The 24,230-nt window shown below is 58.4% G+C and carries 18 protein-coding genes; 9 read left to right on the forward strand and 9 right to left on the reverse strand.

The features are described from left to right. Nucleotide 1: 1 nt before the first annotated feature. The gene (locus tag ABEB25_RS22165; protein ID WP_345738636.1) at nt 2-1,189 is read right to left on the reverse strand and encodes a c-type cytochrome domain-containing protein; all 1,188 of its coding nucleotides are present in this window, start codon (nt 1,187-1,189) and stop codon (nt 2-4) included. Between the two features lie 213 nt (nt 1,190-1,402). Between ABEB25_RS22165 and ABEB25_RS22170 the strand changes: the two genes are divergently transcribed. Continuing rightward, nucleotides 1,403-1,774: a group I truncated hemoglobin gene (locus ABEB25_RS22170; RefSeq protein WP_345738637.1), complete on the forward strand. Its 372-nt coding sequence runs from the start codon at nt 1,403-1,405 to the stop codon at nt 1,772-1,774. Here the strand turns inward: ABEB25_RS22170 and ABEB25_RS22175 are convergent. Next, complete coding sequence (locus ABEB25_RS22175; RefSeq protein WP_345738638.1) at nt 1,768-2,895, reverse strand: sugar ABC transporter permease; 1,128 nt, start codon at nt 2,893-2,895, stop codon at nt 1,768-1,770. The two genes, ABEB25_RS22170 and ABEB25_RS22175, sit on opposite strands and share 7 nt — an antisense overlap. Nucleotides 2,896-2,957: 62 nt before the next feature. Then, the gene (typA, locus tag ABEB25_RS22180) at nt 2,958-4,802 is read right to left on the reverse strand and encodes a translational GTPase TypA (protein ID WP_345738639.1); all 1,845 of its coding nucleotides are present in this window, start codon (nt 4,800-4,802) and stop codon (nt 2,958-2,960) included. Nucleotides 4,803-4,968: 166 nt separating this feature from the next. Between typA and ABEB25_RS22185 the strand changes: the two genes are divergently transcribed. Together ABEB25_RS22185 and prfB are read left to right on the forward strand one after the other, a co-directional pair. Beyond that, on the forward strand, nt 4,969-5,817 hold the full coding sequence (locus tag ABEB25_RS22185) for an MBL fold metallo-hydrolase (protein WP_345738640.1): 849 nt from the start codon (nt 4,969-4,971) through the stop codon (nt 5,815-5,817). A gap of 142 nt (nt 5,818-5,959) precedes the next feature. Continuing rightward, nucleotides 5,960-7,085 (forward strand): peptide chain release factor 2 gene (prfB, locus tag ABEB25_RS22190; protein ID WP_345738689.1). Its coding sequence is split into 2 segments (ribosomal slippage): nt 5,960-6,022 and nt 6,024-7,085, totalling 1,125 coding nucleotides; the frame shifts between segments, so codons are not numbered across the junction. 133 nt (nt 7,086-7,218) lie between these two features. On the opposite strand, the gene ABEB25_RS22195 is transcribed toward prfB, so the two are convergent. Further along, nucleotides 7,219-8,130 carry a LysR substrate-binding domain-containing protein gene (locus ABEB25_RS22195; protein ID WP_345738641.1) on the reverse strand — a complete coding sequence of 304 codons (912 nt, stop codon included), beginning with the start codon at nt 8,128-8,130 and terminating at the stop codon, nt 7,219-7,221. Between the two features lie 91 nt (nt 8,131-8,221). On the opposite strand from ABEB25_RS22195, the gene ilvD reads away from it, so the two are divergent. Then, complete coding sequence (gene ilvD, locus ABEB25_RS22200; protein WP_345738690.1) at nt 8,222-9,910, forward strand: dihydroxy-acid dehydratase; 1,689 nt, start codon at nt 8,222-8,224, stop codon at nt 9,908-9,910. A gap of 173 nt (nt 9,911-10,083) precedes the next feature. After that, the gene (locus ABEB25_RS22205) at nt 10,084-10,701 is read left to right on the forward strand and encodes a hypothetical protein (RefSeq protein WP_345738642.1); all 618 of its coding nucleotides are present in this window, start codon (nt 10,084-10,086) and stop codon (nt 10,699-10,701) included. Nucleotides 10,702-10,714: 13 nt separating this feature from the next. On the opposite strand, the gene ABEB25_RS22210 is transcribed toward ABEB25_RS22205, so the two are convergent. Further along, complete coding sequence (locus ABEB25_RS22210; protein ID WP_345738643.1) at nt 10,715-12,019, reverse strand: sialidase family protein; 1,305 nt, start codon at nt 12,017-12,019, stop codon at nt 10,715-10,717. A 189-nt stretch (nt 12,020-12,208) separates the two neighbouring features. On the opposite strand from ABEB25_RS22210, the gene ABEB25_RS22215 reads away from it, so the two are divergent. Then, on the forward strand, nt 12,209-13,213 hold the full coding sequence (locus ABEB25_RS22215; RefSeq protein WP_345738644.1) for a galactose oxidase: 1,005 nt from the start codon (nt 12,209-12,211) through the stop codon (nt 13,211-13,213). Between the two features lie 43 nt (nt 13,214-13,256). Further along, the gene (locus ABEB25_RS22220) at nt 13,257-13,655 is read left to right on the forward strand and encodes a hypothetical protein (protein ID WP_345738645.1); all 399 of its coding nucleotides are present in this window, start codon (nt 13,257-13,259) and stop codon (nt 13,653-13,655) included. A gap of 10 nt (nt 13,656-13,665) precedes the next feature. Here the strand turns inward: ABEB25_RS22220 and ABEB25_RS22225 are convergent, their stop codons facing one another. After that, nucleotides 13,666-14,445 carry a PP2C family protein-serine/threonine phosphatase gene (locus ABEB25_RS22225; protein WP_345738646.1) on the reverse strand — a complete coding sequence of 260 codons (780 nt, stop codon included), beginning with the start codon at nt 14,443-14,445 and terminating at the stop codon, nt 13,666-13,668. Nucleotides 14,446-14,586: 141 nt separating this feature from the next. Beyond that, on the reverse strand, nt 14,587-15,021 hold the full coding sequence (locus ABEB25_RS22230) for a BUD32 family EKC/KEOPS complex subunit (RefSeq protein WP_345738647.1): 435 nt from the start codon (nt 15,019-15,021) through the stop codon (nt 14,587-14,589). Nucleotides 15,022-15,212: 191 nt separating this feature from the next. Between ABEB25_RS22230 and ABEB25_RS22235 the strand changes: the two genes are divergently transcribed. Continuing rightward, entirely contained in the window at nt 15,213-16,232 is a 1,020-nt protein-coding gene (locus tag ABEB25_RS22235) for a glutamine synthetase beta-grasp domain-containing protein (protein ID WP_345738648.1), read from the forward strand. Between the two features lie 173 nt (nt 16,233-16,405). Here the strand turns inward: ABEB25_RS22235 and htpG are convergent, their stop codons facing one another. Then, nucleotides 16,406-18,259: a molecular chaperone HtpG gene (htpG, locus tag ABEB25_RS22240; RefSeq protein WP_345738649.1), complete on the reverse strand. Its 1,854-nt coding sequence runs from the start codon at nt 18,257-18,259 to the stop codon at nt 16,406-16,408. A 156-nt stretch (nt 18,260-18,415) separates the two neighbouring features. Next, entirely contained in the window at nt 18,416-21,922 is a 3,507-nt protein-coding gene (locus ABEB25_RS22245; protein WP_345738650.1) for an immunoglobulin domain-containing protein, read from the reverse strand. Between the two features lie 250 nt (nt 21,923-22,172). On the opposite strand from ABEB25_RS22245, the gene ABEB25_RS22250 reads away from it, so the two are divergent. Next, the gene (locus ABEB25_RS22250; RefSeq protein ID WP_345738651.1) at nt 22,173-24,200 is read left to right on the forward strand and encodes a DNA gyrase/topoisomerase IV subunit A; all 2,028 of its coding nucleotides are present in this window, start codon (nt 22,173-22,175) and stop codon (nt 24,198-24,200) included. Nucleotides 24,201-24,230: the final 30 nt, after the last annotated feature.

A 24,230-nucleotide genomic window follows, 5' to 3' on the forward strand; every position in this document is an offset into this window, starting at 1 on the left:
ACTAGGGCTGTCCTTTCAAGACAACGTCCACGGTGGCCTGTGTTTCAGCCGGGAATTTGGCATCGGCGACCTTTTGGGTGGCGGAAGCACCTTGCTGGACCCACCAGCGAAGAATCGTGATCTCTTCCGGCGTGAGCTGATCTTTGCCATCGGGCGGCATGTGCTCGTCATCATCTAGAGGCAGATCAATGCGCTGGATGCTGAGGCTTTCGGCAGGTTTGCCAGGAACGAAATTGGCCCCATTTTCGCCACCTTTCATGGCCATTTCAAAGGAGTCCATGCGGAGGTCGCCTTTGGACTTTTCCTCATTGTGGCACTTGTTGCACTTGGCCTCCAAAATCGGCAGGATGACATGCTGGAAGACCAGTTTGTCCGTGCCTGCCATGACGGGCGGGGCAATCCCGCCCAGCACTGGGGTGGTGGCAGGAGTTGCGGCTGCTGGGGCAGGTGCTAAAGCGGTCGGGGCGGTATTGGCACCCGGTTTGGCCGGATCAGGATTTGGCAGTGGGGCGGGGGCGGGAGCAGGCAATGCAGCAGGGGTGACCGCCTTGGGCTTTTCAACAAAACCGAGCATCCATTTTTCCATGCCGATCATCTGGCTCTTCATCGGCTCCGGCGCATGTTCGGTGAGGAACTTGCTGCCGTGGGACATGTTGCCACCGAAGTGAGCCCCCAAGCCCATGATGCTGAAGGAAAGGAAAAACACTGCCCGATAGGCATGCAGCAGTTCCTGATTGCCCTGCCCCATGGCCATGATGCGGATGACGAGGGCGAGCAGCACCCCAGAGGTGCCGACCAGCGCAAGGGTCTGGTGCAGGGTGAAGTTGCCACCTTCATACCCACCTTCACGGGAGAGCATGATGCCAGCTAGGACAGCCAAGACTGACCCTGCGGAGCCGACCCAAAGTGTCAGCAGGGCGGCGGGACCCAGTTTTTCCTCACCACTGCGGGTGAGGCAGGCCAGTTCCATGATGCAAAGCAGGGCCAAAGCCCCGACGGGCAGGTGCAGAAGAATGGGGTGAAAACGACCGACGAAAAGGACGCCGCTGGAGACCTCTGAAGACGGCTTTTCAAACAGGGGTGGAAAAATCAGCAGGCCGATGACAAAACCGACGATCAACAGCAAAGTGGCCACCCAAGTGCCAACATAGGACTTGGGGCTGCCGAAATCTTTGGGAGAATAAGACATGGGTGGGATGGATGCTCGTGGTAACTTATCTTATCAACGCTGATGTGGCGCAGAATTGTTCATGCGAGTGATGCCTGATCATGCAGTTTCCATGTCCAAATCAAGCCTCGGTCCTACCGAAACGCAATTTTTGGACAGGGTCAGACAATGCCTGCGCATGGATCGCCGATTCTAGAGGTCGCCTCGGATGCCGAAAGGGCTCAAAGTGAGGCCATGGAAACGCCCGCAACACTCTATGACCGGCTGGGTGGAGCCGCCGGGGTAGAATCCCTGATAGAAGCCTTTTACGTCCGCGTGCTCGCCGACTCTGAACTGGCCCCCTTTTTCCGTGATAGCTCCATCGAGCGTCTGCGCAAAATGCAGACGGAGTTTTTCAACCGCGCCCTCGGTGGCCCCATGGGCTATTCAGGCCTTCCACTCGCCCATGTGCATCATGGGCGTGGCATAACCCGCCACCACTTCACCCTTTTCGTGGGCCACCTGCTGGAAACGCTCAAGGACTATGGCTGTGAGGACAAGGAGACCGATGAAGTCATTGAGCACATCAATACTTTCGCCAACGAGATCACAGGCACCTCCTATTGACGCCCCAGCCGCACGTCCATCCACACTGCCGCCAGCAGGACCATGCCACGCACCACCAGCTTGTATTCCGGCGAGACCGACATCAGCGTCATGCCATTGAGTAGGGTCGCCATGATCAGGGCCCCAGCCAGCACGCCAAGCACGGTCCCACGCCCGCCTCGCAGGCTGACTCCGCCGATCACACAGGCGGCAACGGCATCCAGCTCCATCCATTCACCAATGTCGGTTGTGGAGTTGCCCGTGTAGGACGTCAGCATAAACCCTGTGATGGCAACGATGGCCCCCATGATCGCAAAAGCCCCGATGACCACCTTGCCTACTGGCACGCCGGAAACCAAGGCTGCCTCCGGGCTGCCGCCGATAGCATACAGATAACGGCCAAAAGCCGTGTGCTGGGTCAGCAGATACACGCCCAGCGCCACGCTACCAAAGATGACAGCCGGCAGCGGCACACCGCGAAATTGATTGGTCACCACCACAAAAAGCACCAGCGCCTGGGCCGCGATAAAGACACGTAAAAAAGCGCTCTCCCCTCCCTCTGTCTCAAAGCCGCTGGCACGCCGCTGCCGCCGGGCCTGGACGGTGGCGAAGACTAGCACCGCAATGATGACCGCTGCCATGATATAACCCGCCAAAGGAGGCAGATAAAAGGTGCTGATGAGCGAGTATAGATTGCTCTGCCCACCTGCCACCACGGGCACTGTTTGATTTTGGATGACCATCCAAAACAGGCCGCGAAAGACCAGCAACCCGGCCAGGGTCACGATGAACGCGGGGATGCGTTCCTTCACAATCAGCAGGCCCTTGATCCACCAGATGACTACACCTGCGGTTAGGCCAATGGCCAGGGAGAGCGGTGCGGGAAGTCCGGCCTTTGTCGTCAATACCGTGGCAATCCCGCTGAGCAGGGCCAGACCGCTGCCCACAGAAAGGTCAATGTGACCGGGCAGTATCACCAAGAGCATGCCCATCGCCAGTGTGGCCGTGATGGAAAGCTCTGTCATCAACAGAGACAAGTTGCGGGAGTCGAGAAACTTGGGCTCGACCACTGCGAAAAATCCACAAATCCCCAGCAAGGCCAGGGCAATCGAAAAATCGCGAAGAGAAAACGTGCGAGTCATGAGGAGCGTCGAAGAAAACGGATGTTCTACCCGGTTCTTCGACGCGCTCCAAGATAAACCTATTAACCCGCAGAAGCGATCTCAGCTTCCGTGCGCTTGCGCTCACGCTGGCGCTGGGCGGAATCCAGCGTGCGCTTGCGCAGGCGGATGTTCTTCGGCGTTGCTTCCACGAGCTCATCAGGGGCGATGTACTCAATGGCGCGCTCCAGGCCAAACTTCACCGGAGGGGTGAGCTGGATGCCTTTGTCACCACCGGCGGCGCGGAAGTTAGTGAGCTGCTTGCTGCGGCATGGGTTGACCGGAAGGTCGTCCGTGCGTGGGTTTTCACCAATGATCATGCCGTCATAAACCAGGTCACCTGCGGTAACGAAAAGTTTGCCGCGTTCCTGGATGGTATCCAGAGCGTAAGAAGTGGCTTCGCCAGCTTCGGTGCTGACCAGGGTGCCAGTGCTGCGGGTCTGCATGTGACCAGCGTGAGGGGCGTATTCACGGAAAAGGTGGCTGTGAATGCCGTGACCGCTCGTCAAGTTCATCAGTTCGAACTCGAAGCCGATGAGGCCACGGGTCGGGATGTAAGCCTGAAGGGTCGTGCGGCCATTCTGGGCATTCATGTCTTCGATGCGGCCTTTGCGCTCGGAGATCGTCTTCATCACGCCGCCGAGGTAATCATCCGGCACGTCAATGTAGAGGGTTTCAAAGGGTTCGCAGATGACATCGTCAATGCGCTTCGTGATGACCATCGGACGGGAAACCAGCACTTCGAAACCTTCGCGGCGCATCTGCTCCACAAGAACAGCGATCTGCATGGCACCACGGGCGCTGACGTCGAAGATACCTGCCGTGTCGGTGTCATTCACAGACAGGGTCACGTTCATCTTCTGCTCACGCTCCAGGCGGTCCTTGATCTTGCGGGAGGTGACGTGGTCACCTTCACGGCCGGCCAGAGGGCCGTCATTGACCGCGAATTGCATCACAATGGTCGGAGGGTCGATCGCCACGAAAGGCAGCACAGGCGCGTCAGCCGCACCGGTGACGGTCTGGCCGATGTCCACATCTTCAAAACCGGAGATACCGACGATGTCGCCAGCGCCGCCTTCGACGGAGTCACTGGTGGTCAGGGTGGTGTATTGGAAAACTTTGGTGACCTTGATCGGGGTCGGCTTGTCACCAGGCTGCTTGCCCTGGAGGAAAACCTTGTCGCCCATCTTCACGGTGCCACGGGTCACTTTGCCGATGGCCACACGGCCGACGAAGTTGTCCCAGTCAATGTTGGAGACCAGCATTTCAAAGCTGCCTTCCAGTTCAGCCTTAGGTGCCGGGATATGCTCGACGATTTTTTCGAGGAGGAAAGTCATGTCCTTCTGCTCGCCTTCGGGCGTGTCGCTCACCCAGAGGGCGCGGGCGCTGCCGTAAACGAAAGGTGCATTGAACTGCTCTTCGGTGGCTTCGAGCTCCATCAGGAGTTCCAGCACTTTGTCATGCACTTCGCCTGGCTTGATGTGCGGACGGTCCATCTTGTTGATGAACACGATCGGCTTGATGCCCTGCTGCATGGCTTTCTTCAGCACGAAACGGGTCTGGGCCTGGGGGCCTTCATAGGCGTCCACCACAAGCATCACGCCGTCCACCATCTTCATCACGCGCTCCACTTCGCCGCCGAAGTCGGCGTGGCCCGGTGTGTCCACGATGTTGATGATGTTTTCGCCCCAGTGAACGGAGGTGTTTTTGGCCTTGATGGTGATGCCCTTCTCTTTTTCAAGGTCCATGCTGTCCATGGCGCGCTCGGCGATGGCCTGGTTTTCGCGAAAGTTGCCGCTGGCACGTAGCAAGGAGTCCACAAGTGTGGTCTTGCCATGGTCAACGTGTGCGATGATGGCGATGTTCCGGATCTTGGAAGGAGGGGTCATTAGAAGGGCGTATGGGGGAAGGGGCGCGGAGACTAGCAGCTTTCGGGCCTTTGGCAAACGGCGGTTTTGACTCATTCCGTCGGCGGCCCCTCCCTAGGCCCCTTTTTGTGGGGGTAAAATGCTGCTCTCACTGGCATTTTACGCTGTCCGGGCTGATCTCCCTCCCATGATTCGCCCCCTGCAGCAAGATGATGCCCTTCTCCAAGACATGGCCCGTGTGCCTGCACGTGAGGACCGGCTGGATCTCTGGTGGCTGGGGCAGAGCGGCTTTCTGGTAAAGTGGAATGGGCGTTCGTTTTTGTTTGATCCGTACCTTTCAGACTCCCTGACGCACAAATACGCCAGCACTGACAAGCCGCATGTGCGCATGACGGAGCGGTGCATCTCCCCTGCCCTCCTCACAGGCCTGGACTTCGTCACGGCCAGCCATCTGCATACGGATCATCTGGATGCGGAAACCCTGATCCCGCTGGCCCAGGCCAATCCGGGCCTGTCGCTTTTCCTCCCTGGCCCCATCATCCCTGAAGCTCAGGCCCGGCTCGGCGGTGCGCCGCTTTCTTACCTGGAACTCAACGAGGCGGACCATTATAAAAACGAGGCTCAAGGCTGGTCCATGACTGGTGTCGCCTCCGCCCACAATGACCTGAAGACCGATGACCAGGGGCGGCACTTTTACATTGGCTTCATCTTCCGCTGCGGCCCCTTCACCCTCTATCACAGTGGGGACACCCTTTTGCATCCGCGCCTGATTCAGAGCCTGCGTGAATTTCAATACGATCTCATGCTGCTGCCCATCAATGGCAACAAGCCAGAGAGACACGTGGCTGGCAATCTCAATGGCACTGAAGCCGCCACTCTGGCCCGTGCCTGCGCCGCCAGGCTCGTTGTGCCGTGCCACTATGACATGTTCGAATTCAACACCGCCACCACGGATGAATTTCAACAAACCTGCACCCGTCTGCAACAGCCGTATCGCATCCTCCAGTGTGGCGAACGCCTGACTCTGGAGGCGTGAGGCCAGCTCTATAAATGAGCATCCAACAGCCGCTCCTCCGCCCTGACGGTAATTTCGTCTTCACACGGATGTCATTCTCTCTTGCATCCCGGCGTCCAGTGTCCTATCTGCCCTTTCTATGGAAACGACTACCAAGTCCGTCCTGACCGACCTCCAGGCGTTCGACGTGGCAAGCCTTAAAGGCCGCCTGAGCGAACTCCGGAGGTATCTTTGACGTACCTAAACTGACTGAAGAGCTGTCGGCGCTCGAACATAAGATGACCGACTCAGGCTTCTGGGACAGCCAGAATGCCGCCAAAAAAGTGATTGATCGCGCCAACGTGATCAAAAAACAGATCTCGCCCCTCGGTGAGCTGGAATCGCGCGTGGAAGACTTCCCCGTGCTCATCGAACTGGCCAAAGAACAAGGCGATACCCAAAGCTATCGCGAAGTTCAGACTGAGTTCGATGCCATCCAAAAGGCCATCGGCCAATACGAACTGGAGCTCCTTCTCAAAGGGCCCTTTGACCGAGGCGGTGCCTTCCTCACCATCCACTCCGGTGCCGGTGGCACCGAGGCTTGCGACTGGGCGGCCATGCTCATGCGCATGTTTGTCCGCTGGTCTGAACGCCGAGGGTACAAGATCCAGACCATTGACTACCAGGAAGGCGATGATGTGGGGCTGCGTTCCGCCACGCTGGAAATCTTGGGTGAAAACGCCTTCGGCTTCCTCCAGGCCGAACGCGGGGTGCACCGCCTCGTGCGCATCTCCCCCTTTGATGCGGCGAAAAAGCGCCACACCTCCTTTGCCTCCATTGACGTCACCCCTGACAATGAAGAGGAAATTGATATCGAAGTGCGGGATGATGATCTCAAAGTGGACACCTATCGCGCTGGCGGCAAAGGCGGCCAGAACGTGAACAAGGTGGAAACGGCGGTCCGTATCACCCACATCCCCTCCGGCGTCATTGTCGCCTGTCAGGTGGAGCGCTCACAGCCGAAAAACCGGGCCAAAGCCATGGCCATGCTCAAGGCCAAGCTCTACCAGATCGAAGAAGACAAACGCCAGGCCGAGATCGCCCGCCAATACGGCGAGAAGACTGAAATCGGCTGGGGCAGCCAGATCCGCAGCTACGTCTTCCAGCCTTACCAGATGGTCAAAGACCACCGCACTGGCGAGAAGACCGGCAACGTCGCCGACGTCATGGACGGTGACCTGGACGCCTTCATGGAAGCCAAGTTGCGCGGACGGAAAGCCGGTGATGATGATTCCGACGAGGACGTGTAATGGTCCTGCTTTCACTGCCGCCTTCTGACTGAAGGCGGCAGCGTTGCTGATCGCTGAGGCAGCGATTTGGAGGAAGCAGATTCGTGCTAGATTGAACTTTTCGGCATCGTACCCAGCGGAGTCTTTTGCCCTCCTATGCCTCGCAGCGCGACTTTTTAAGGCTGTGCGCCCGCAGAATCCGCATCAGGTCGGTGAGGGGGGCTTGAAGTTTTCCCTGCTGGCAGGCGAAGACGTGGGTGATTTTGGGGGACCCTTTCAAAGGGATGGCATGCACAGACTTCTGCATGAACTGGGCCAGTGCCAAAGGCAGCAGGGCGATGCCTGAACCTGCCGCCACCATCAGGGCCACCGCCTGGGCTCGCGGCGACTCAAGAATGATGCGGGGGCGGAATCCGGCCGTCTTGCAAAGACCCTGCACCTGGGCGGCAAAGGCGGGGGCAGATCCGTGTGAAACGGCCACAAAAGATTCATCCGCCAAAGACGAAAGTGAGATGCTGCGGGAACCGGCCAGCCGGTGACCCAAGGGTAGAAAACAAACCAGGGGTTCCTGATGCCAGCCGACAAACTGGATGCCTGCCGGCCTAACCGGAGGAATGACTCCCACAAAGCCGCCGTCTAGATGCCCGTCGCCGATAGCCTTAAGCTGATCATTAGGCGGTAGGTCCTGCAGCATCACCTGCACCTCCGGGTGCAGCTCACGGTAGCGACGGAAACTTTCCGCCAGTTCATCATTCATCACGGCGCTGACAAAACCCAGCCTCAGCCTCGCGGTCTCGCCACGGGCACAGCGGCGGGCCGCCTCCCCTGCCCTGGCCAGTTGGCGAGGCACATGGCGTGTCTCCTCATAGAACAGGCTGCCAGCGGCCGTCAGGGAGATGCGGCGTGGTTCACGCGAAACGAGTGTGGCACCGATCTTTTCCTCCAGGCTGCGGATGTGCCGGGAAAGCGGTGGCTGGGCCAAATGCAGCCGCCGCGCTGCGCGAGTGAAGGAAAGCTCCTCCGCAACGGCAATGAAGCACTCAATTTCTCGGATGGAATAGTCCATACTGAAAAGGTATCACAAATGAGCAAAATGGGTAATTCTAATATGCTGATTTCAGGGAACTCTGGTGGCCTTCACCACCCTACTGACTCTCATGGCCATCAGCGACACCATCAAGAAGGGGGCCATCCGTGCCCCGCACCGCAGCCTTCTCCGCGCCACTGGCGTGATCCAATCCGAGGAGGATTGGGACAAGCCCTTCATCGCGATTGCGAACTCCTTTGTGCAAATCATTCCCGGCCATGCCCATCTGGACGTGGTGGGAAAAAAAGTCCGCGAAGCCGTTCGCGCGGCGGGCGGGGTGCCCTTCGAGTTCAACTGCATCGGCGTGGATGACGGCATCGCCATGGGGCATGGCGGGATGAAGTATTCCCTGGCCTCACGCGAGCTTATTGCCGACTGCGTGGAGACCATGCTGCGGGCGCACTGCTTTGACGGTGTGGTTTGCATCCCCAACTGCGACAAGATCGTGCCGGGCATGATGATGGGTGCAGCGCGGGTGAACATCCCCTCGATCTTCGTTTCCGGCGGCCCCATGCGTTCGGGCAAGGATCCCACCACCGGGCGGTCTCTGAACCTCGCTTCGGTGTTTGAGGCTGTGGGGCAGCTTTCTACAAACACCATCACGGAGGAACAGCTCAGCACGATTGAAAAGAATGCCTGCCCCACTTGCGGTTCCTGCTCCGGCATGTTCACGGCAAATTCCATGAACTGCCTGTGTGAGGCCCTGGGCTGGGCGCTGCCGGGGAACGGGTCCATCCTGGCGACGGACCCTGCCCGCGATGCTCTTTTTCAGCGTGCAGGGAAAGCCATCGTGCGACTGGTGAGGGACAATGTGCGCCCGTCTGATTTGCTGACCCGTGAGGCATTTGAAAATGCGCTGGCGCTGGACATGGCTATGGGAGGCTCCTCCAACACGATTCTGCACACCATCGCCGTGGCGCATGAGGCGGGCGTGTCGCTGACCATGGACGACTTCAATGCCATCGCCGAGCGGGTTCCTCACATCTGCAAGGTGGCTCCTTCGGGGCATTATTACATGGAAGATGTGGACCGCGCTGGCGGCATTGGGGCCATCCTGAAAACACTGCAGGGCAAGCCGGGCATTCTCCATGCGGATGCCTTCACGGTCAGCGGCCTAACCTTGGGTGAAACCATTTCCACCGCCGAGGTGAAGGATGCAGACGTGATCCGCCCGCTGGATAAAGCCTACTCATCCAGGGGCGGTCTGGCCGTGCTGTTTGGCAACATCGCCCCCGATGGCTGCGTGGTGAAAACCGCAGGTGTGAGCCCGGTCATGATGCAGTTCACGGGAAATGCGGTGATCTTTGAATCCCAGGAAGAGGCCAGTGTGGGCATCTTGGGCGGTCAGGTGAAGGCGGGGGATGTGGTGGTGATCCGCTACGAAGGACCACGCGGCGGGCCTGGCATGCAGGAGATGCTGGCTCCCACGGCCGCCATTGCCGGGCGTGGCCTGGGGGATTCCGTGGCGCTCATCACCGATGGCCGTTTCTCGGGGGCGACGCGAGGCGGAGCGATCGGTCACGTGTCGCCGGAAGCTGCTGCGGGAGGTCCCATTGCCCTGATCGAAGCCGGGGACCGTATCGAAATCAACATCCCTGAGCGCACGTTGAACCTGCTGATTTCTGACGAGGTGCTAGCGCAGCGCAGAGCCCGGTTGAAGGCCCCTGCCCCCAAAGCACGCACCGGCTACCTGGCCCGGTATGCGGCCATGGTGGGCAGCGCGGATACAGGGGCGGTGCTGAGGGTGCCTTCGGCATGATGGTTTCTTGATTTGCGGGACAGAGTTGTCCAGCCCAAGCTGGCAACCTTTCCGTGACTCCTGTTTCGCCCCCTTTTTCATCATCCCTCCCTCTGCCCAATCATCCTTGTATTAAGGTGGTCAGTAGTTTTGAAGAGCTTGTTACCACGCCTTTTGCGGAAGGCGTGAATGCCATGTGCTGGCCGCGTGAGTTGCCGGGGGATTTTGGTGAGATCGTAGCCAAACTATCGCTGGGGGCAGGCATCACGACTCTCGATGAGGCCTGCCTGAACGACCTTGAACTGAGCGATGCAGGAAAGGTGGCCCGCAGCATCCTCATCGAGGATCAAAGGATCCTGCGGGAGCGGGAACTCGCCCCTGTTCTCGACTTCATCAACGGCTACGTGAACGATGCCGAAGAGGAGGACGAGGAAGCTCTGCCTACCCATGTACAATCGTTTCACGTGGACAGCGCCACGGTGCAGGCAGACACATATCTTTGCACCTATCATGGTTCTTCCTCAGAGGGGCTGCGCAATGAGGAGGCCATCCGGCATGTGGATGTTCCGCAGACACGCGCAGAACTCCTGAAGCTTTATGGCGGCGAGGATGATGCGGACTTTCTGGAATATCTGAACGATCACTTTTACGACCTGCATTACGCGCCGCTTCCCGGAGCACAGCCATACTCCTTTGGTGTGGGCCACTTGTGGCGCATCGCCATTCAGTATCCAGATTGTCCGGTGCCGCCGTGCATTCACCGCGCACCTGCCACCATTCCAGGCCGACCACGGTTGTTGCTGATTAGTTGAATGCCATCAAAGCTCAGCGAGCTTCATCCGCTCGAATGGCCAGTCCGCTGGCATTGGAGTCCATGATCGGGAGAGCCGAAAGTTTGCCCTCCGGGGTTATGTCCTTGCCATCGGTGAGCCATTCCAGATTGAAGCGGGCAAGCGTGAGACGGTCACCGGCGAAGTGATGCTTCTCCGCCGCCGCGCCGTGAAAGCAAAGGATGCTGCCCTTTTGTGTCACCGCGATGTCGCTGTAGGCGCTCCAGCCTGGTTCGATGGATTTATTCACGGCCCAGGTTTGGCCTTCATCATAGCTGAGCTTGATGCTGAGGTTTTGACGCAGACGGCTTTTGCCAGGTTCCGGGGCGCCCTTTTCGCGTGCTCCTTCCAGGTTGTGCGGATTGGAAAACAGCAGGCGGTTTTTCTGGTCAGCAGCGTCACTGGAATAACGAACAATGCCGCCCATGCAGATGGGCTCCAGCAGGGCCTCGTCAAAGCGCGGCTTGCTCCAGCCGGTGGCGCCGTCCTTGCTGACGGTGACCAGCCTGCGGTGGGCCTTGGATTCACTGCGCACATTCAGCATGACGCTGCCATCGGACAGTTCCACGGCCACCGTTTCATTGGGATTGATCCACTCTTCGGTGTTGGGGACGGCGATCTCCCCTGCTTTCCAGGTCTGGCCTTGGTCATCGCTGTAAACGGTGGAGGTGACGCTGGGGCGGTGAGCATTGCCACCCGTGCCGGTGGAAAGCCAGACTGGCACGACGAGGCGGCCTGTTTTCCGAAGCTGGATGCTGTGGTTGGGGCCTGTGGCGAGGACCTTCCAGTCATAATCTTTGCGGAAGGATTCAAAGGTTGCGGTGATTTCCACAGGCTTGCTCCAGGTGAGGCCGTCATCGTTGCTGCGCTGGTAAAAAGCCCGCATGTATTCCAGGCAGAAAAGCATGTGCACCGTGCCGTCCTTGTCGGCGATTAGCACCGGATTGTTATACGTGACGGTGTTAGGATCCGTATTTTTGATGAGCAGCGCAAAGAGGTTTTTCTTTTTCGGGCCTTCGACGGCCACGATGTTTTTTGCCTCACTCCAGGTTAGGCCGTCGTCGGTGCTGCGCCGCAGCAGAATGTCTATCTGGTCCCAGTCGCTGCCGTTTTTGCGGGCTTCGCACCAGGCCAGCACGCTGCCTTTGGCGGTCACCACGATACCGGGAATGTGGAAGATTTTATAGCCCATGTCACCGACCTTAAAAAGGTCCTGCTTGGCCATGAAGGGCTCGGCGGCGTGAGACGAGAGGCCCAGGGTGAGGGCGGCAAGGGTCGCTGTGAAGATTTTTGAGAGCATAGGGCGGTTGGTTATGCAGATGATAACGTCATGATCACCGCGTCTTCACTGGTTAAGGAAGCTATCCAGTCTTGGGCAACACCTAACCTTGGTCAGCTCAGATGACCAGGAAGAAAGTCTGGCCTGGAGGCGTGAAGTCATGCTATGACCGCTGCCCTGATGAAATCTGTGCTGTCTGCCCTCCTTCTTATGCTTTCATTCCCTGCTGCCGCCGAAGATGACTGGGCTTCCCTCACCCCACTGCCAGATGCTGAAGGCTTTGCGGGTTCCTTTGCAGGGGTGTCCTCAGGGGCACTGCTGGTGGCGGGCGGCACCCATTTCCCCGACAAGAGGCCCTGGGAAGGCGGAACGAAAGTCTGGTATGACACCATTTACGCCTTGGAAAAACCTGACGGCAAATGGGTGAAGGCGGGAAAGCTGCCCAGGCCAAATGGCTACGGAGTTTCCATCACCACGGAGGATGGGCTCATCTGCATCGGCGGTGGAGATGCCACTGCCAATTTCCGGGATGTCTTCCGCCTGCGTTATGCCGAAGGCAAAATCACCACCCAGGCGCTGCCCATGCTTCCCAAGCCCTGCGCCTTCATGGCGGGGGTGGAGATGAACGGCACGGTCTATGTGGCGGGAGGAATCGAAACTCCTGCTGCAACAGCCGCTCTGGGCACACTCTGGGCGCTGGACCTGAAACAGACGGGTGAAGGCTGGCGTGAACTGGCCCCCTGCCCTGGTTCGGCCCGCATTCTGGCCACGATGGCGGCCTGTGATGGCATGCTGTACTTCATCAGTGGTGCCGCCTTAAAACCCGATGTGGGGGGCAAACCTGCACGCGTGTGGCTGAATGATGCGTGGAGCTTTCGACCTAACCAGGGATGGAAAAAAATAGCGGACATCCCCCGGGTGGCGGTGGCCGCCCCCAGCCCAGCTCCTGTCGTGGACGGGCACATTTTTATCTTGGGAGGCGATGACGGGGCGCTGGTTGACTTTGAGCCGAAAGAAAAGCATCCCGGGTTCCCTCGCGAAATTCTTTCCTATCATCCCGGCAGCAATACCTGGAACGGTGTCGGTGAGCTCCCCTTTTCCCTTGTGACCTCCCCTTCCGTGGAGTGGCTGGGCTGCACCGTCATCGCCGGTGGCGAGGCCCGCCCAGGGAAGAGATCCCCTGCCGTCTGGAGGGGGCGCTTGGTGGCACCTTGATTGGACTTGACCACTTATCGAAGAATCCCCTAATCTAGGAGGCATGAGAAAATCCTGTCTGCTCATCGTCGGAGTCTTCTTTGTTTCCGTTCTCAGTGCGGCACCTTTGTTCAGGGCTGTGCAGGATGCCACAGAGGCTCTTCAGGCCGGGCCCAAGAGCCGACCTTCCGTCTCTTTTTATCTTGAAGAAAACTTCAAGGGTCGGTTGAACCGGCTGAAGGCCCCCGCAGATTTCCCCGGCTCTGCCGAGCTGAAAAAGGTGGGCATTCCCAATGATAGCCTTCTCTCCATGAAAGTCCCAGCCGGGGTAAAGGTCAGTGTTTTTGATGCGGATGACTACGGAGGAGACAGCCTGACCTTCACGGAAGGCGAACACGCCACCTTGGGAAAGCTGGCTCGCCGAATCAGCTCCATGAAGGTGGAGCTGATAAAACCCGAGTGACGGCCTTCTGTCAGGGTGCGAACTCCACCACCACGGCGGTGCAGTTGTCTTTGCCAGATTCAGCCACCGCTCGTTCCACCATTTTAAAAGCCTTGGGCTGCTCTGAAGGAGTTTTCAGATACTCCTCGATACGGGCGTCCCAAAGCCCATCGGTGATGCCATCGCTGCAGAGCAGAAACTTGTCCCCTGGGTGGCAGCTTACCGCGCCGAAATGCGGATTGAGAATCTGATGGCCGGCCCCGAGGGCCTGGTTCAGCACATTGCGACCGGGATGGGTTCTTGCCTGGCGTTCGTTGATGTCCCCTTTGCGCCGTAGCCAGCCGACATAACTGTGGTCATGCGTCACCTGCATCATGCCGCCACCGGCAGGGAGGTAGTAGATGCGGCTGTCGCCAATGTGGCCGAAATGCATCCAGCCGGGGGAAAAGCAGGCCAGGCTGAGCGTGGCCCCCATGCCGGAACATTCCGCGTAGGAGCGCCCCATGCGGTTCAGTTCCGCATGCACGTGGCCGAAGATTTCCTCCAGAGCATCATTGACCCCGCTGGCCAGTCTCTGGGCCGCCAGGCGATAAACACGCGGCATCAGGCGCGTGATCCTTTCCACCGCCGTGCGGCTGGCAAATTCACCGGCATTGGCCCCGCCCATGCCATCGCTCACGGCAAAGACAAAGTCGCTGTGGTCCAGATTGGATTCTCCCACTTTGCCCAGATAGCGGATCTCCTGGGCATCGTAGGCCAGCGCCAGAAAGGCATCTTCGTTGTTCTTGCGCACTCGGCCGACATGGGTCATGCCGGACCATGAAAGAGCGGAAGGTTGGGAGACGGGTTGGGAGTCTGAGTCTGGAATCACGGGCTGGGAGAAAAGATGTCGCAGCCCCCCGCCCTGCGGCAAGACATTTGCAGGGGACGTGTGGACAAATCCGCGTTTTTGTCACCAGCCCCGGGGGCCTTGCTCATGGGGATCCGGCTCTGGAGGCGGTGGCCCCAGGTCCGGCTTATCCAGAATGGTGGCAAACTCGAAATCAATGAGGCAAAACCGGCTCAGATGGGGGTTGTAAGTCACATTGCGGGTGTAGGGATCTTCATGCCGGACTCCATACTGCTCCAGTTCCGCAAACAGCAGGCGCAGACGGTCCTCCGTGATGTGGTCCACACGGCTGCCGCAATTGCTCGTCACCAGGTGCAGTTTCTCAGGATCGGCTTCGAGCACTTTCGGTACAAACGGGCAGCCCTGCTTTTCCAGATAGCGCAGCACCCGAACCTCATGATCAAAGCGTTCCTGCGCCATGTGGCCCCTGAAGGTCTTGTGTACACGCCCATCGTAGCCGAGACGAACGAGGGCACGGGCGGTGTTTTTAGCTTCCATGAGACGCGACTTAACTGCGGCTCACCGCCCCCGGCAAGGACGGCTGACAGGAAGATGACGAGCATCTTTTTTCACTGCTGTTGAAAAAATCATTTCTGTTTTGGCATAACCCATGCTTCATCGCATCGCACGGTAACGATGTAGGTCACTCTCCATCCAGCCCTCATATACATAAGTCGAACACCACAACCATGGCCAAATACAAACTCGAATACATCTGGCTCGACGGCTACACGCCGGTGCCAAACCTGCGCAGCAAGACCCAGATCAAGGAATACGCGAGCTTCCCGACTCTCGAAGAACTCCCTCTTTGGGGCTTTGACGGCAGCTCCACCCAGCAGGCCGAAGGCCGCAGCTCTGACTGCGTGCTCAAGCCAGTGGCCGTCTTCCCAGACACGACCCGCATCAACGGCGTGCTGGTGATGTGCGAAGTCATGATGCCCGATGGCGTCACCCCACATCCAACCAACTCCCGCGCCACCATCTTGGATGATCCAGGTGCCTGGTTTGGTTTCGAGCAGGAATACTTCCTCTACCAGGACGGCCGCCCGCTCGGCTTCCCTGAAAACGGCTATCCAGCCCCCCAGGGCCCTTACTACACGGGCGTGGGCTTCAAAAACGTGGGCGACATCGCCCGCCAGATCGTCGAAGAGCACCTCGACCTCTGCCTTGACGCCGGCATCAACCACGAAGGCATCAACGCCGAAGTGGCCAAAGGCCAGTGGGAATTCCAGATCTTCGGCAAAGGCTCCAAGAAGTGTGCCGACCAGATGTGGGTGGCCCGCTACCTCCTTATCCGTCTTTGCGAGAAGTACAGCATTGACGTTGAGTTCCATTGCAAGCCTCTGGGCGCAACCGACTGGAACGGCTCCGGCATGCACGCCAACTTCTCCACGGACTACCTCCGTGACGTGGGTGGCAAGCCATACTTCGAAGCCCTCATGGCCGCATTTGCCAAGAACCTCAACGAGCACATCGCCGTCTATGGTCCTGACAACCACATGCGCCTCACCGGTCTGCATGAGACCCAGTCCATCGACAAGTTCACCTACGGCATCGCTGACCGCGGTTCTTCCGTCCGTGTTCCTCACAGCTTCGTCAACAACGGCTACAAGGGCTACCTTGAAGACCGCCGTCCAAACTCCCAGGGCGATCCCTACGCCATCGCTTCCCGCATTCTGGCGACCATCGCCGAAGTGCCGAAGCCTTAATTGAGTTTCGACAACACGGATCACTCTCCCAGCGAAGCGTCGCCCCTCACCGGGCGGCGCTTTTTTGGTTACAGGATGGGATGCGGATGACGGGAGAAATTAATGGAGCCACAAAAAAGCTCCGCAGCCAGGGAGGCTGCGGAGCTTTGATTTAGACAGAACTGAAAGCGGCCTTACTTGGCCAGCAGACGCTCCATGATCTTCTCCGTGCGGGCGACGATGCGCTGAGGGTCATCCAGCAGACCAGCGGAAAGCAGGGCGTTGTCCAGCACCTGCTCGGCGATGAGCTGGGCGCTTTCACCGTCAGACTGGCTGAGGCTGGAAAGCTTTTTCACGATTTCGTGGCGAGGATTGATCTCCAGAATCACCTTCGGTGCTTCCACCTCATCGGGCTTCATGGCGCGCATCATCTGGCGCATCTGTGGGGTCATCTCACCATCCGGGGTGATGGCCAGGGCCGGGCTGTTCACCAGGCGTTTACCACTGCGCACTTCTTCCACGCCAGAGGTCAGGCTGTCCTTCAGCCAGCCGCAAAGCGTAGCGGTATCGCTTTCACTGAGGGCTTCCCCTTCCCCGGCGATTTCACCCAGGTCCACTTCATTGGAGTTCACAGCCTGGAGCTGCTTGCCATCAAATTCACGCAGGCTGGTGACCACGTATTCATCGATGGACTCATAGAGGTACAGCACTTCATAGCCCTTCGACTTGAAAGCTTCCACGTAAGGTCCGGTCTCGATGGTTTTGCGTGAAGGTGCCACCTGGTAATAGATGGCCTTTTGGTCTTCCTTCATGCGGGAGACATAGTCGGCCAGGCCGATCACTTCCGCCTCGCCGGTAAGGCTGGATTCAAAACGCAGCAGCTTGGCGATGGCGTCGCGGTTCAGGAAATCGGTTGCCACGCCTTCTTTGAAGAAACGGCTGAATTTCGCGTAGAACTCTTGGAACTTCTTGGAGTCCTCCTGCGCCTCTTTGTCCAGGAACTTGAGCAGGCGCTTCGTCACCACCTCACCCAGCTTGCGCACCAGGGCGCTGTCCTGCATGGATTCGCGGGAGATGTTCAGGGGCAGGTCTTCGCTGTCGATGACACCGCGGACAAACCGCATCCACTCAGGGAGCAGCTTTTTCGGGCGCGGGTCGATGAGGACCTTCTTGCAATAAAGGCCCACGCCGGGCTCCATCTGGCCCATGCCAAAAGATTCCATGTTCTGTTCCGGCAGGAACAGCAGGGCATTGATCACCAGCGGGGCGTCAGCCTGGAAGTGCAGGCGGTAGCTGGGCTCATCAAAAGCGTGGGCGGTGAACTGGTAGAAGGCTTTGTACTGCTCTTCGGTGACCTCATCTTTGCTCTTCAGCCAGATGGCCTCCACCGTGTTCACGCGCTCGCCATTGAGCTGGATCGGGAAGCTGACGAAATTCGAATACTTCGCCAGAATGGCCTTCACGCGGTCTGGGCGGCAGAATTCCAGAGCATCCTCCTTGAGCTTGATGACGATTTTGCAGCCGCGGACCTGGTCTGGAGCATCCTCGATGCTGTAGGTGCCGGCACCGCTGCTGGCCCAGACGAGGTGCTCCCCGTCCTGCCTCCAGGAATGGGTGTAAACTTGGACTTCATCAGCCACCATGAAGGCGCTGTAAAAGCCCACGCCGAACTGGCCGATCAGGCTCGCATCACCTGACTTGCCCGCGTTTTTCAGGGCGGCGGCAAAGGCCTTGGAACCGGAATGGGCGATGGTGCCCAGGTTTTCCACCAGTTCCGCCCGGGTCATGCCGATGCCGTGATCAGCAATCGTCAGCGTGCCAGCGGTTTCATCCGTCGTGATGGTGATCTCCAGCGGCAGTTCAGCCCCGAAAACATCATTCTCGGTGAGCTGGGTCAGGCGCATCTTCTCCAGGGAATCGGAGGCATTGGAGACCAGTTCGCGGATGAAGATCTCGCGGTCGGTGTAGAGGCTGTGGATCACAATGTCCAGGACCTGTTTCACCTCAGCCTGGAACTCATGCGTGCTTGCAGTGGTCGTGTTGCTCATAGGTAGGGGGTGATGAATAAGTGAGGTTTTGTGAGTTAAAAGGGGCGCAGAGAATAGATGGTCTGTCGCCTCTGTCAAAGCTCAGGTGGCCCCAGTCTTCAAGATGGGGCCCCTCCTCACTGCAACAGTGCGGTAGGAGGTGTAAAAAGACCGCTTTTACTCCTCCTGACCGTCGCCGCCCAGATTCAGCATGCCTTGGGATTGGAGCTGAAGCGTCAGGCGCTCCAGTGCGGTGCCGAGGTCATCGTCGTTTTGGAAGGATGTGCTCGTCATTGGCAGATCCAGGACGCCCTTGAAGGCGATGCGTTCAATCACACTCAGGCTGCTATCGGGGCCACCAGGGACCTCCACATGATCACACTGCCCCCCCAGGGTGCGAGGGGCCAGGGTTTGCTCGGCACCTGGCGATAGTTTGACGAGGCTGTTGGCTCCTTGAAACCAGCGCATGGAGCGGTAGGAAAAAGGGCTGTCTCCCTCCTCCACACTGCTGAAAACCGTCTGCGATTGGGCGGCTGCCTGGGTGCTGTCCACCCGCAGTGCGGCCAGAGATTGCACGGTGAAGCTTTTGTAGCTGCCGTTCTGCATGATCAGCACCATGACCCCCACGGGTGTTGGCTGGGCGTTTCGTTCGATCATGAGATAACCGGTCAAAGCCGTTCGTGGCGGGTTGCTGCCGCCCAGGCTCTGCCCGGTGCCCGTCAGCTTGTAGATCAGGACTCCCGGCTCGCGGATGCCCAGCCAGGCGGTCGCGGTGGCTTTCATCTTCGCCCGGGTGGCAGTCACCGTGTAGGCACCTGAATTCGGGGCCAAAGCTTCAGGCACAGTCAGTGTGGAATAGATGGCGCCGGCAATCGGCTTGCCATTGAAGGACCACTGATAGCTGACCCCCATGTCGCTGCCGGACACATCCGCCTCAAAAACGGCACTCTCTCCCGCATTCACGAATTGATTTGCCGGCACGCTTTCGAAGGTCAGCGATTCCCCCACGGTGAGACTGGCAGCTTCAGAGATGCTGCGTCCATACCGTCCGGTAACCACGCAGTCATAGGCTCCTTCGTTTGCCTTTTGGACGTTGGCGATGACCAGCTCGGGCGATACCGCCTTGGCCAGATGGACTTTGTTGCGCCGCCATTGAAACTGGAGATCCACCTCTGGCTCCACAACCACGCTGAAGCGCGCTTCCTGACCCGTGGCGATCGCCACTGAGGCAGGTTGTCCGGAGATGATGGGCGTGCCTCCGATCAGGGATACCGCGACAGCCGTAGAGACGGTTTTTTCACCTGCGTTGCTTACCACCACGTCATAGTTTGCCACAGGTTCCGTGACTGTTTGGCCGGATAGGACAAGCTGCGGTCCGGTAGCACCGGCGATGGGGGATCCGTTCTTGCGCCAGACATAGGTGAATGGCGGAGTGCCGACAGCCAGGACGCTCAAGTGTAGTTCACCCTCGGTGGGCAGGTAACCGCCCACCGGCTGCTGCACGATGCGCAACGGAGCCAGTATGGTGAGGAAGGCCGTCTGGGAGATGGCGGTGCCCAGATCTCCGGTGATGACCACGTCATAGGCACCTTGATGAAAATCTTTCAAAACAGGGAGCAAAAGGGTGGGGCCGGTGGCCTTGGCGATGGCCCGGCCATTCTGTCGCCACTGATACTTCAGTCCGGTGCCACGGGCGACAACGGTGAAGGAGACGGAGTCCCCTGGCCTTTTCGTTTGGGGCTGTGGCTGGGCGGTAATAAAAGGATCTATCACCGTGAGCACGGCCTTTTGGGAAGTGGCTCCTGAATTTTCCACAGCAATGACCACATCGTATTCCCCCTGGAAGCTTTTGCTCATCTCAGGGATCAGGTAGGAAGAGGCCGTCGCGCCGGGGATCGGGTGCCCTTCAAAACGCCACTGGTAGGTGACGGGTCGGGTGCTCCTCACCTTGGCTGTGAGGGTGGCTGGAGCCCCGACAGGAATGGTCTGGGATTGCGGATCGGTGGCGAAGCTGGGGGTGTCAAATCCACGTCCCGTGGCCAGTCGGACAGCGGTATTGCTGTAGTCCGGGTGGGGGAGGAAATCGGTCTCCTGGATTTGGGTTCTCGGCTCCAGGGCATGGGTGGCCGCCATCGTCCTCAAGGTATCGCTGCCAAAATGCAAGGGATGGTCATAGGTTGACCCCTCATACTGGATGCGCAGCAAGGGATTCTCCTCCAACTCCTGCACGGTTCGCAGCTTGAGGTCGGGGTACAAAACCGGATCGGCTCCATAAACGAAGGCCCGGGCACCAGGCTGCCGCTGGGTGTGAAAACGATCCACGGCAGAGACCGCCGAAAAGCCTCCTGTTAGGTTCACTCCATCCCAATTATACAAACGTCCACGCACTGAACGTCCAGTTGATAACTCAAGCTGCCAATTGGATGAACCATATTCATCAAAGCGCCCGAGAACCCCATCTCGATTGAAGGCCCACCAGCGAGGTGCCTGCACGGCTGGATGATCGTACCAAGTGCCTGAAGGTTGAAAATAAGAAACGCTGTACGTCCCCACCGTCACCAGATCTGGCTGGGGGGCCAGCCCCAAAGGCAGGCGCACCTGCACCGTTTGTAGAGGTTGCGCCTCGGTCCAGTTGTAGGTGTCGTAGATGCGAATCGTGATAGGCCCAGACTCGAATTGAAGACGTTCATCCCGGGTCATCGTGAAAAAATCCGACTCCAACTCTAAATTGTTCAATCCCATAGTCAGCGACTGCGAAAAGGCATCGTATCCAGAATCTTGTGGCATTCGGTTTGCACTTGCACTCCTTCGCCCCATCGAGAGTTTGCGAGCGTCAGCAAAACCGCCCACTTCGGTTACTCCCGTTGTTTGGAAGAGGCTTTTCCGGGTCTTGAAAACACGGTCCCTGGCCGACGAAAAAATGGCCCGGTTGTTAACCTTGATGCTGGCCAGATCTGTTCCTGAGATGACAAAGGTGAATTCGAAAGGCTTTTCGGCATCCGTGGTGGGAGGATGATGCAGTTCCAGATGCAGCATGGCCTGTAGGCGTTTTTGATTCACCTGGAGAGGAGTGTCAAAGTCCAGCGTCCAGTTCCAGTTCCTCCAGTCATACCCAGGATGCAGGCGGTAGTAGCGGCCGTAGTTGGGGCTGGTCTCAGGTGCGGCGATGGCGGAGGTAAAATAAAAACCGCTCTGTTCAGCGTTTCGCAGAGGCGGGTAATTGGAATAATAACGCTCCTTGATCGTGTGGGCGGCAGGGGTCGTTCCATCTGGCTGGGTGTTGCCATTTCTCCAGTGGACAGCATCTGCGTTGGTCAGGCGCGCCCCGCCGCCATCGAATCCTTTCGGATAACTATGGGAGATGTTGAAACCAATCAGGTTTTCCTCCCGTACGCGCAGGGCTGTGCGACCGCCGCTGACCACGGCAGAAGGCCCTTGGGACAAGGCTTCCAAGGCTTCTGGTGCAATCTCCGGGATGCGAAAGCTCCCCTGGTAGGCGGTGGGTGATGAGTCTAAAACGGGAATGCGCCAGCTATACATGTCCGGCTGGCCATCGGCGGTGCAGATGAAATGCAGGCCCACCTGACTCACCGACAGCCGGGGACTCTGCGCCATAGCGGAGCCCGTCCACAGGGTGATGAAAAGAAAGCCCAGGCAAAGGCTGCGCAGAAAGCGGGAAAGCATAAACGACTCCTTTTATTACATAAAACACCTTGGGTCGAATCCTTTATGACGGATGTGGTTTCAGCGCTCCCCCTACCTGCAAAGAATGCTGGTAGGACGGTTTTCTCCTGACTGCCTCACGAAAGCCCATCCATGAGCCCAGGCTTGCCAGACGTGCGGGAGCGTCTATTCTCGCAACCCGTTTTGACAGAAGCCGCCGGGGCATGCATGTGACCGTTGCGCCTGCTGCAATCCCTTTCCCTTTAATATCGTGGCCAAGAAATCTACCAAGACCGAAGACTCCTCCCCCATTTTGGCGGACAGCGCTCCTATCGAGATCAAACCGGTGGATGATCTCTACGGGGACTGGTTCCTGGACTATGCCAGCTACGTGATCCTGGAGCGCGCCGTGCCGCACATCAACGATGGTTTCAAGCCGGTGCAGCGGCGCATCCTGCACAGCATGGATGAGCTGGAAGACGGCCGCTACAACAAGGTGGCCAACGTGGTGGGCAACACCATGAAATACCACCCGCATGGCGATGCCAGCATCGGCGATGCCATGGTTCAGATCGGCCAAAAGGACCTCCTGATTGATATGCAGGGGAACTGGGGAAACATCCTCACGGGCGACAATGCGGCGGCCCCGCGATACATCGAAGCCCGGCTTTCCAAATTTGCGCTGGATGTGGTCTTCAGCCCCAAGGTAACGGACTGGGCCGCCAGCTATGACGGCCGTAATAAGGAGCCGGTGACCCTGCCGGTGAAGTTCCCCATGCTGCTCGCCCAGGGCGTGGAAGGCATCGCTGTCGGCCTGAGCTGCCGCATCCTTCCCCACAATTTCATCGAACTCTGCGATGCCAGCGTGGCCGCACTGCGAGGGGAAGAAGTGTATCTGGTGCCTGATTTCATCCAGGGCGGCATCATGGATGCCAGCGACTACAATGGCGGCCTCCGCGGTGGCCGCATCCGCGTGCGCGCCAAGATCGAGGAAGGCCAGAAAAAGAACACACTGCGCATTACGGAGATCCCCTTTGGCACGACCACAGGCGGCGTCATGGACTCGATCGTGGCTGCCAATGACAAGGGCAAGATCAAGATCGCCCGGGTGGATGACAACACGGCGGAGTTTGTAGAGATCATGGTGCAACTGCCCGTGGGCACGGATGTGGAGACGACCATCCAGGCCCTCTATGCCTTCACCGATTGCGAAGTGTCTATCGCACCGAATGCGGTGGTCATTCAGAATGACAAACCGCGCTTTGTGAATGTGAACGACCTGCTCAAGGAGAGTGCCGAGCACACCAAAAAAATCCTGGGTGAGGAACTTCAGATCCAGCTCAATGAACTGGAAGAAAAATGGCACTTCAGCTCCCTGGAAAAGATCTTTATCGAGAACCGCATCTACCGGAAGATCGAAGAAGCTGAAACCTGGGAAGCGGTGATGGCCGCCATCTGGAAGGGCCTGAAACCACATCTGGGCATCCTCAAGCGTGAGGTCACCGATGACGATGTGGCCCGTCTGACGGAGATCAAAATCAAGCGCATCTCCAAGTTCAACAGCTTCGAGGCTGATGAACACATCCGCAATCTGGAGAAGGACATCGACTCGGTGCAGAAAAACCTGAAGCAGCTCACTCGCTTTGCCATCGCTCACTTTGAGCGCCTGAAAAAGACCTATGGCCCAGGCCGTGAACGCCGCACCGAAGTCAGCAGCTTTGACCGCGTGGCTGCTGCCCAGGTCATCATCGCCAACGAAACATTGTATCTGGATCTCAAGGAAGGCTTTGCTGGAACGGGATTGAAAAAAGAAGGCGAGCCGCTGTGCAAATGCTCGCCGCTGGATGACATCATCTGGTTCACCAAGGAGGGCACGATGACGGTTTCGAAGATCGCGCCGAAGATCCACGTGGGCAAGAGCATCGAATACATCAACCTTTTCAAAAAGGACGAGGAGGCAGTTTACACCCTCATCTATCGCGATGGCAAAAACGGCCCGGTGCTGGCCAAGCGCTTCCGCATCGGAGGCATCACCCGTGACAAAACCTACTCTCTAGCCAAAGGCACCGCCGGCACCAAGGTGCTGTTTTTCGCCCGGCATGAGAGCGAGGCGGAAAGCGATGCCCAGAACCTGTTAGTTCACCTGAAGCCGGCCCTTTATCTGCGCACGCTGTCGCTGAAGTTCCCTGTTGCTGCCCTGGCCATCAAGGGGCGCGACTCGCAGGGTAACATCGTGACCAAGCACGCCGTGGACCGCGTGGTGAACGAGCGCAAATCAAGTGCGGGAGAAAGTGCCTGATCGCAGCGTAGTAGAGGGACTCTCCCCCTC

Source organism: Prosthecobacter algae, assembly GCF_039542385.1.
Taxonomy (GTDB): domain Bacteria; phylum Verrucomicrobiota; class Verrucomicrobiia; order Verrucomicrobiales; family Verrucomicrobiaceae; genus Prosthecobacter; species Prosthecobacter algae.

Coding starts and splice junctions, on each gene's coding strand:
- ABEB25_RS22225 (WP_345738646.1), bottom strand. CDS start 14,445: ATGACCCATGTCGGCCGAGTGCGCAAGAACAACGAAGATGCCTTTCTG.
- ABEB25_RS22210 (WP_345738643.1), bottom strand. CDS start 12,019: ATGCTCTCAAAAATCTTCACAGCGACCCTTGCCGCCCTCACCCTGGGC.
- ABEB25_RS22185 (WP_345738640.1), top strand. CDS start 4,969: ATGATTCGCCCCCTGCAGCAAGATGATGCCCTTCTCCAAGACATGGCC.
- ABEB25_RS22230 (WP_345738647.1), bottom strand. CDS start 15,021: ATGGAAGCTAAAAACACCGCCCGTGCCCTCGTTCGTCTCGGCTACGAT.
- ABEB25_RS22235 (WP_345738648.1), top strand. CDS start 15,213: ATGGCCAAATACAAACTCGAATACATCTGGCTCGACGGCTACACGCCG.
- ABEB25_RS22165 (WP_345738636.1), bottom strand. CDS start 1,189: ATGTCTTATTCTCCCAAAGATTTCGGCAGCCCCAAGTCCTATGTTGGC.
- ABEB25_RS22220 (WP_345738645.1), top strand. CDS start 13,257: ATGAGAAAATCCTGTCTGCTCATCGTCGGAGTCTTCTTTGTTTCCGTT.
- ABEB25_RS22170 (WP_345738637.1), top strand. CDS start 1,403: ATGGAAACGCCCGCAACACTCTATGACCGGCTGGGTGGAGCCGCCGGG.
- ilvD (WP_345738690.1), top strand. CDS start 8,222: ATGGCCATCAGCGACACCATCAAGAAGGGGGCCATCCGTGCCCCGCAC.
- ABEB25_RS22245 (WP_345738650.1), bottom strand. CDS start 21,922: ATGCTTTCCCGCTTTCTGCGCAGCCTTTGCCTGGGCTTTCTTTTCATC.
- typA (WP_345738639.1), bottom strand. CDS start 4,802: ATGACCCCTCCTTCCAAGATCCGGAACATCGCCATCATCGCACACGTT.
- ABEB25_RS22205 (WP_345738642.1), top strand. CDS start 10,084: ATGTGCTGGCCGCGTGAGTTGCCGGGGGATTTTGGTGAGATCGTAGCC.
- ABEB25_RS22215 (WP_345738644.1), top strand. CDS start 12,209: ATGCTTTCATTCCCTGCTGCCGCCGAAGATGACTGGGCTTCCCTCACC.
- ABEB25_RS22175 (WP_345738638.1), bottom strand. CDS start 2,895: ATGACTCGCACGTTTTCTCTTCGCGATTTTTCGATTGCCCTGGCCTTG.
- ABEB25_RS22195 (WP_345738641.1), bottom strand. CDS start 8,130: ATGGACTATTCCATCCGAGAAATTGAGTGCTTCATTGCCGTTGCGGAG.
- htpG (WP_345738649.1), bottom strand. CDS start 18,259: ATGAGCAACACGACCACTGCAAGCACGCATGAGTTCCAGGCTGAGGTG.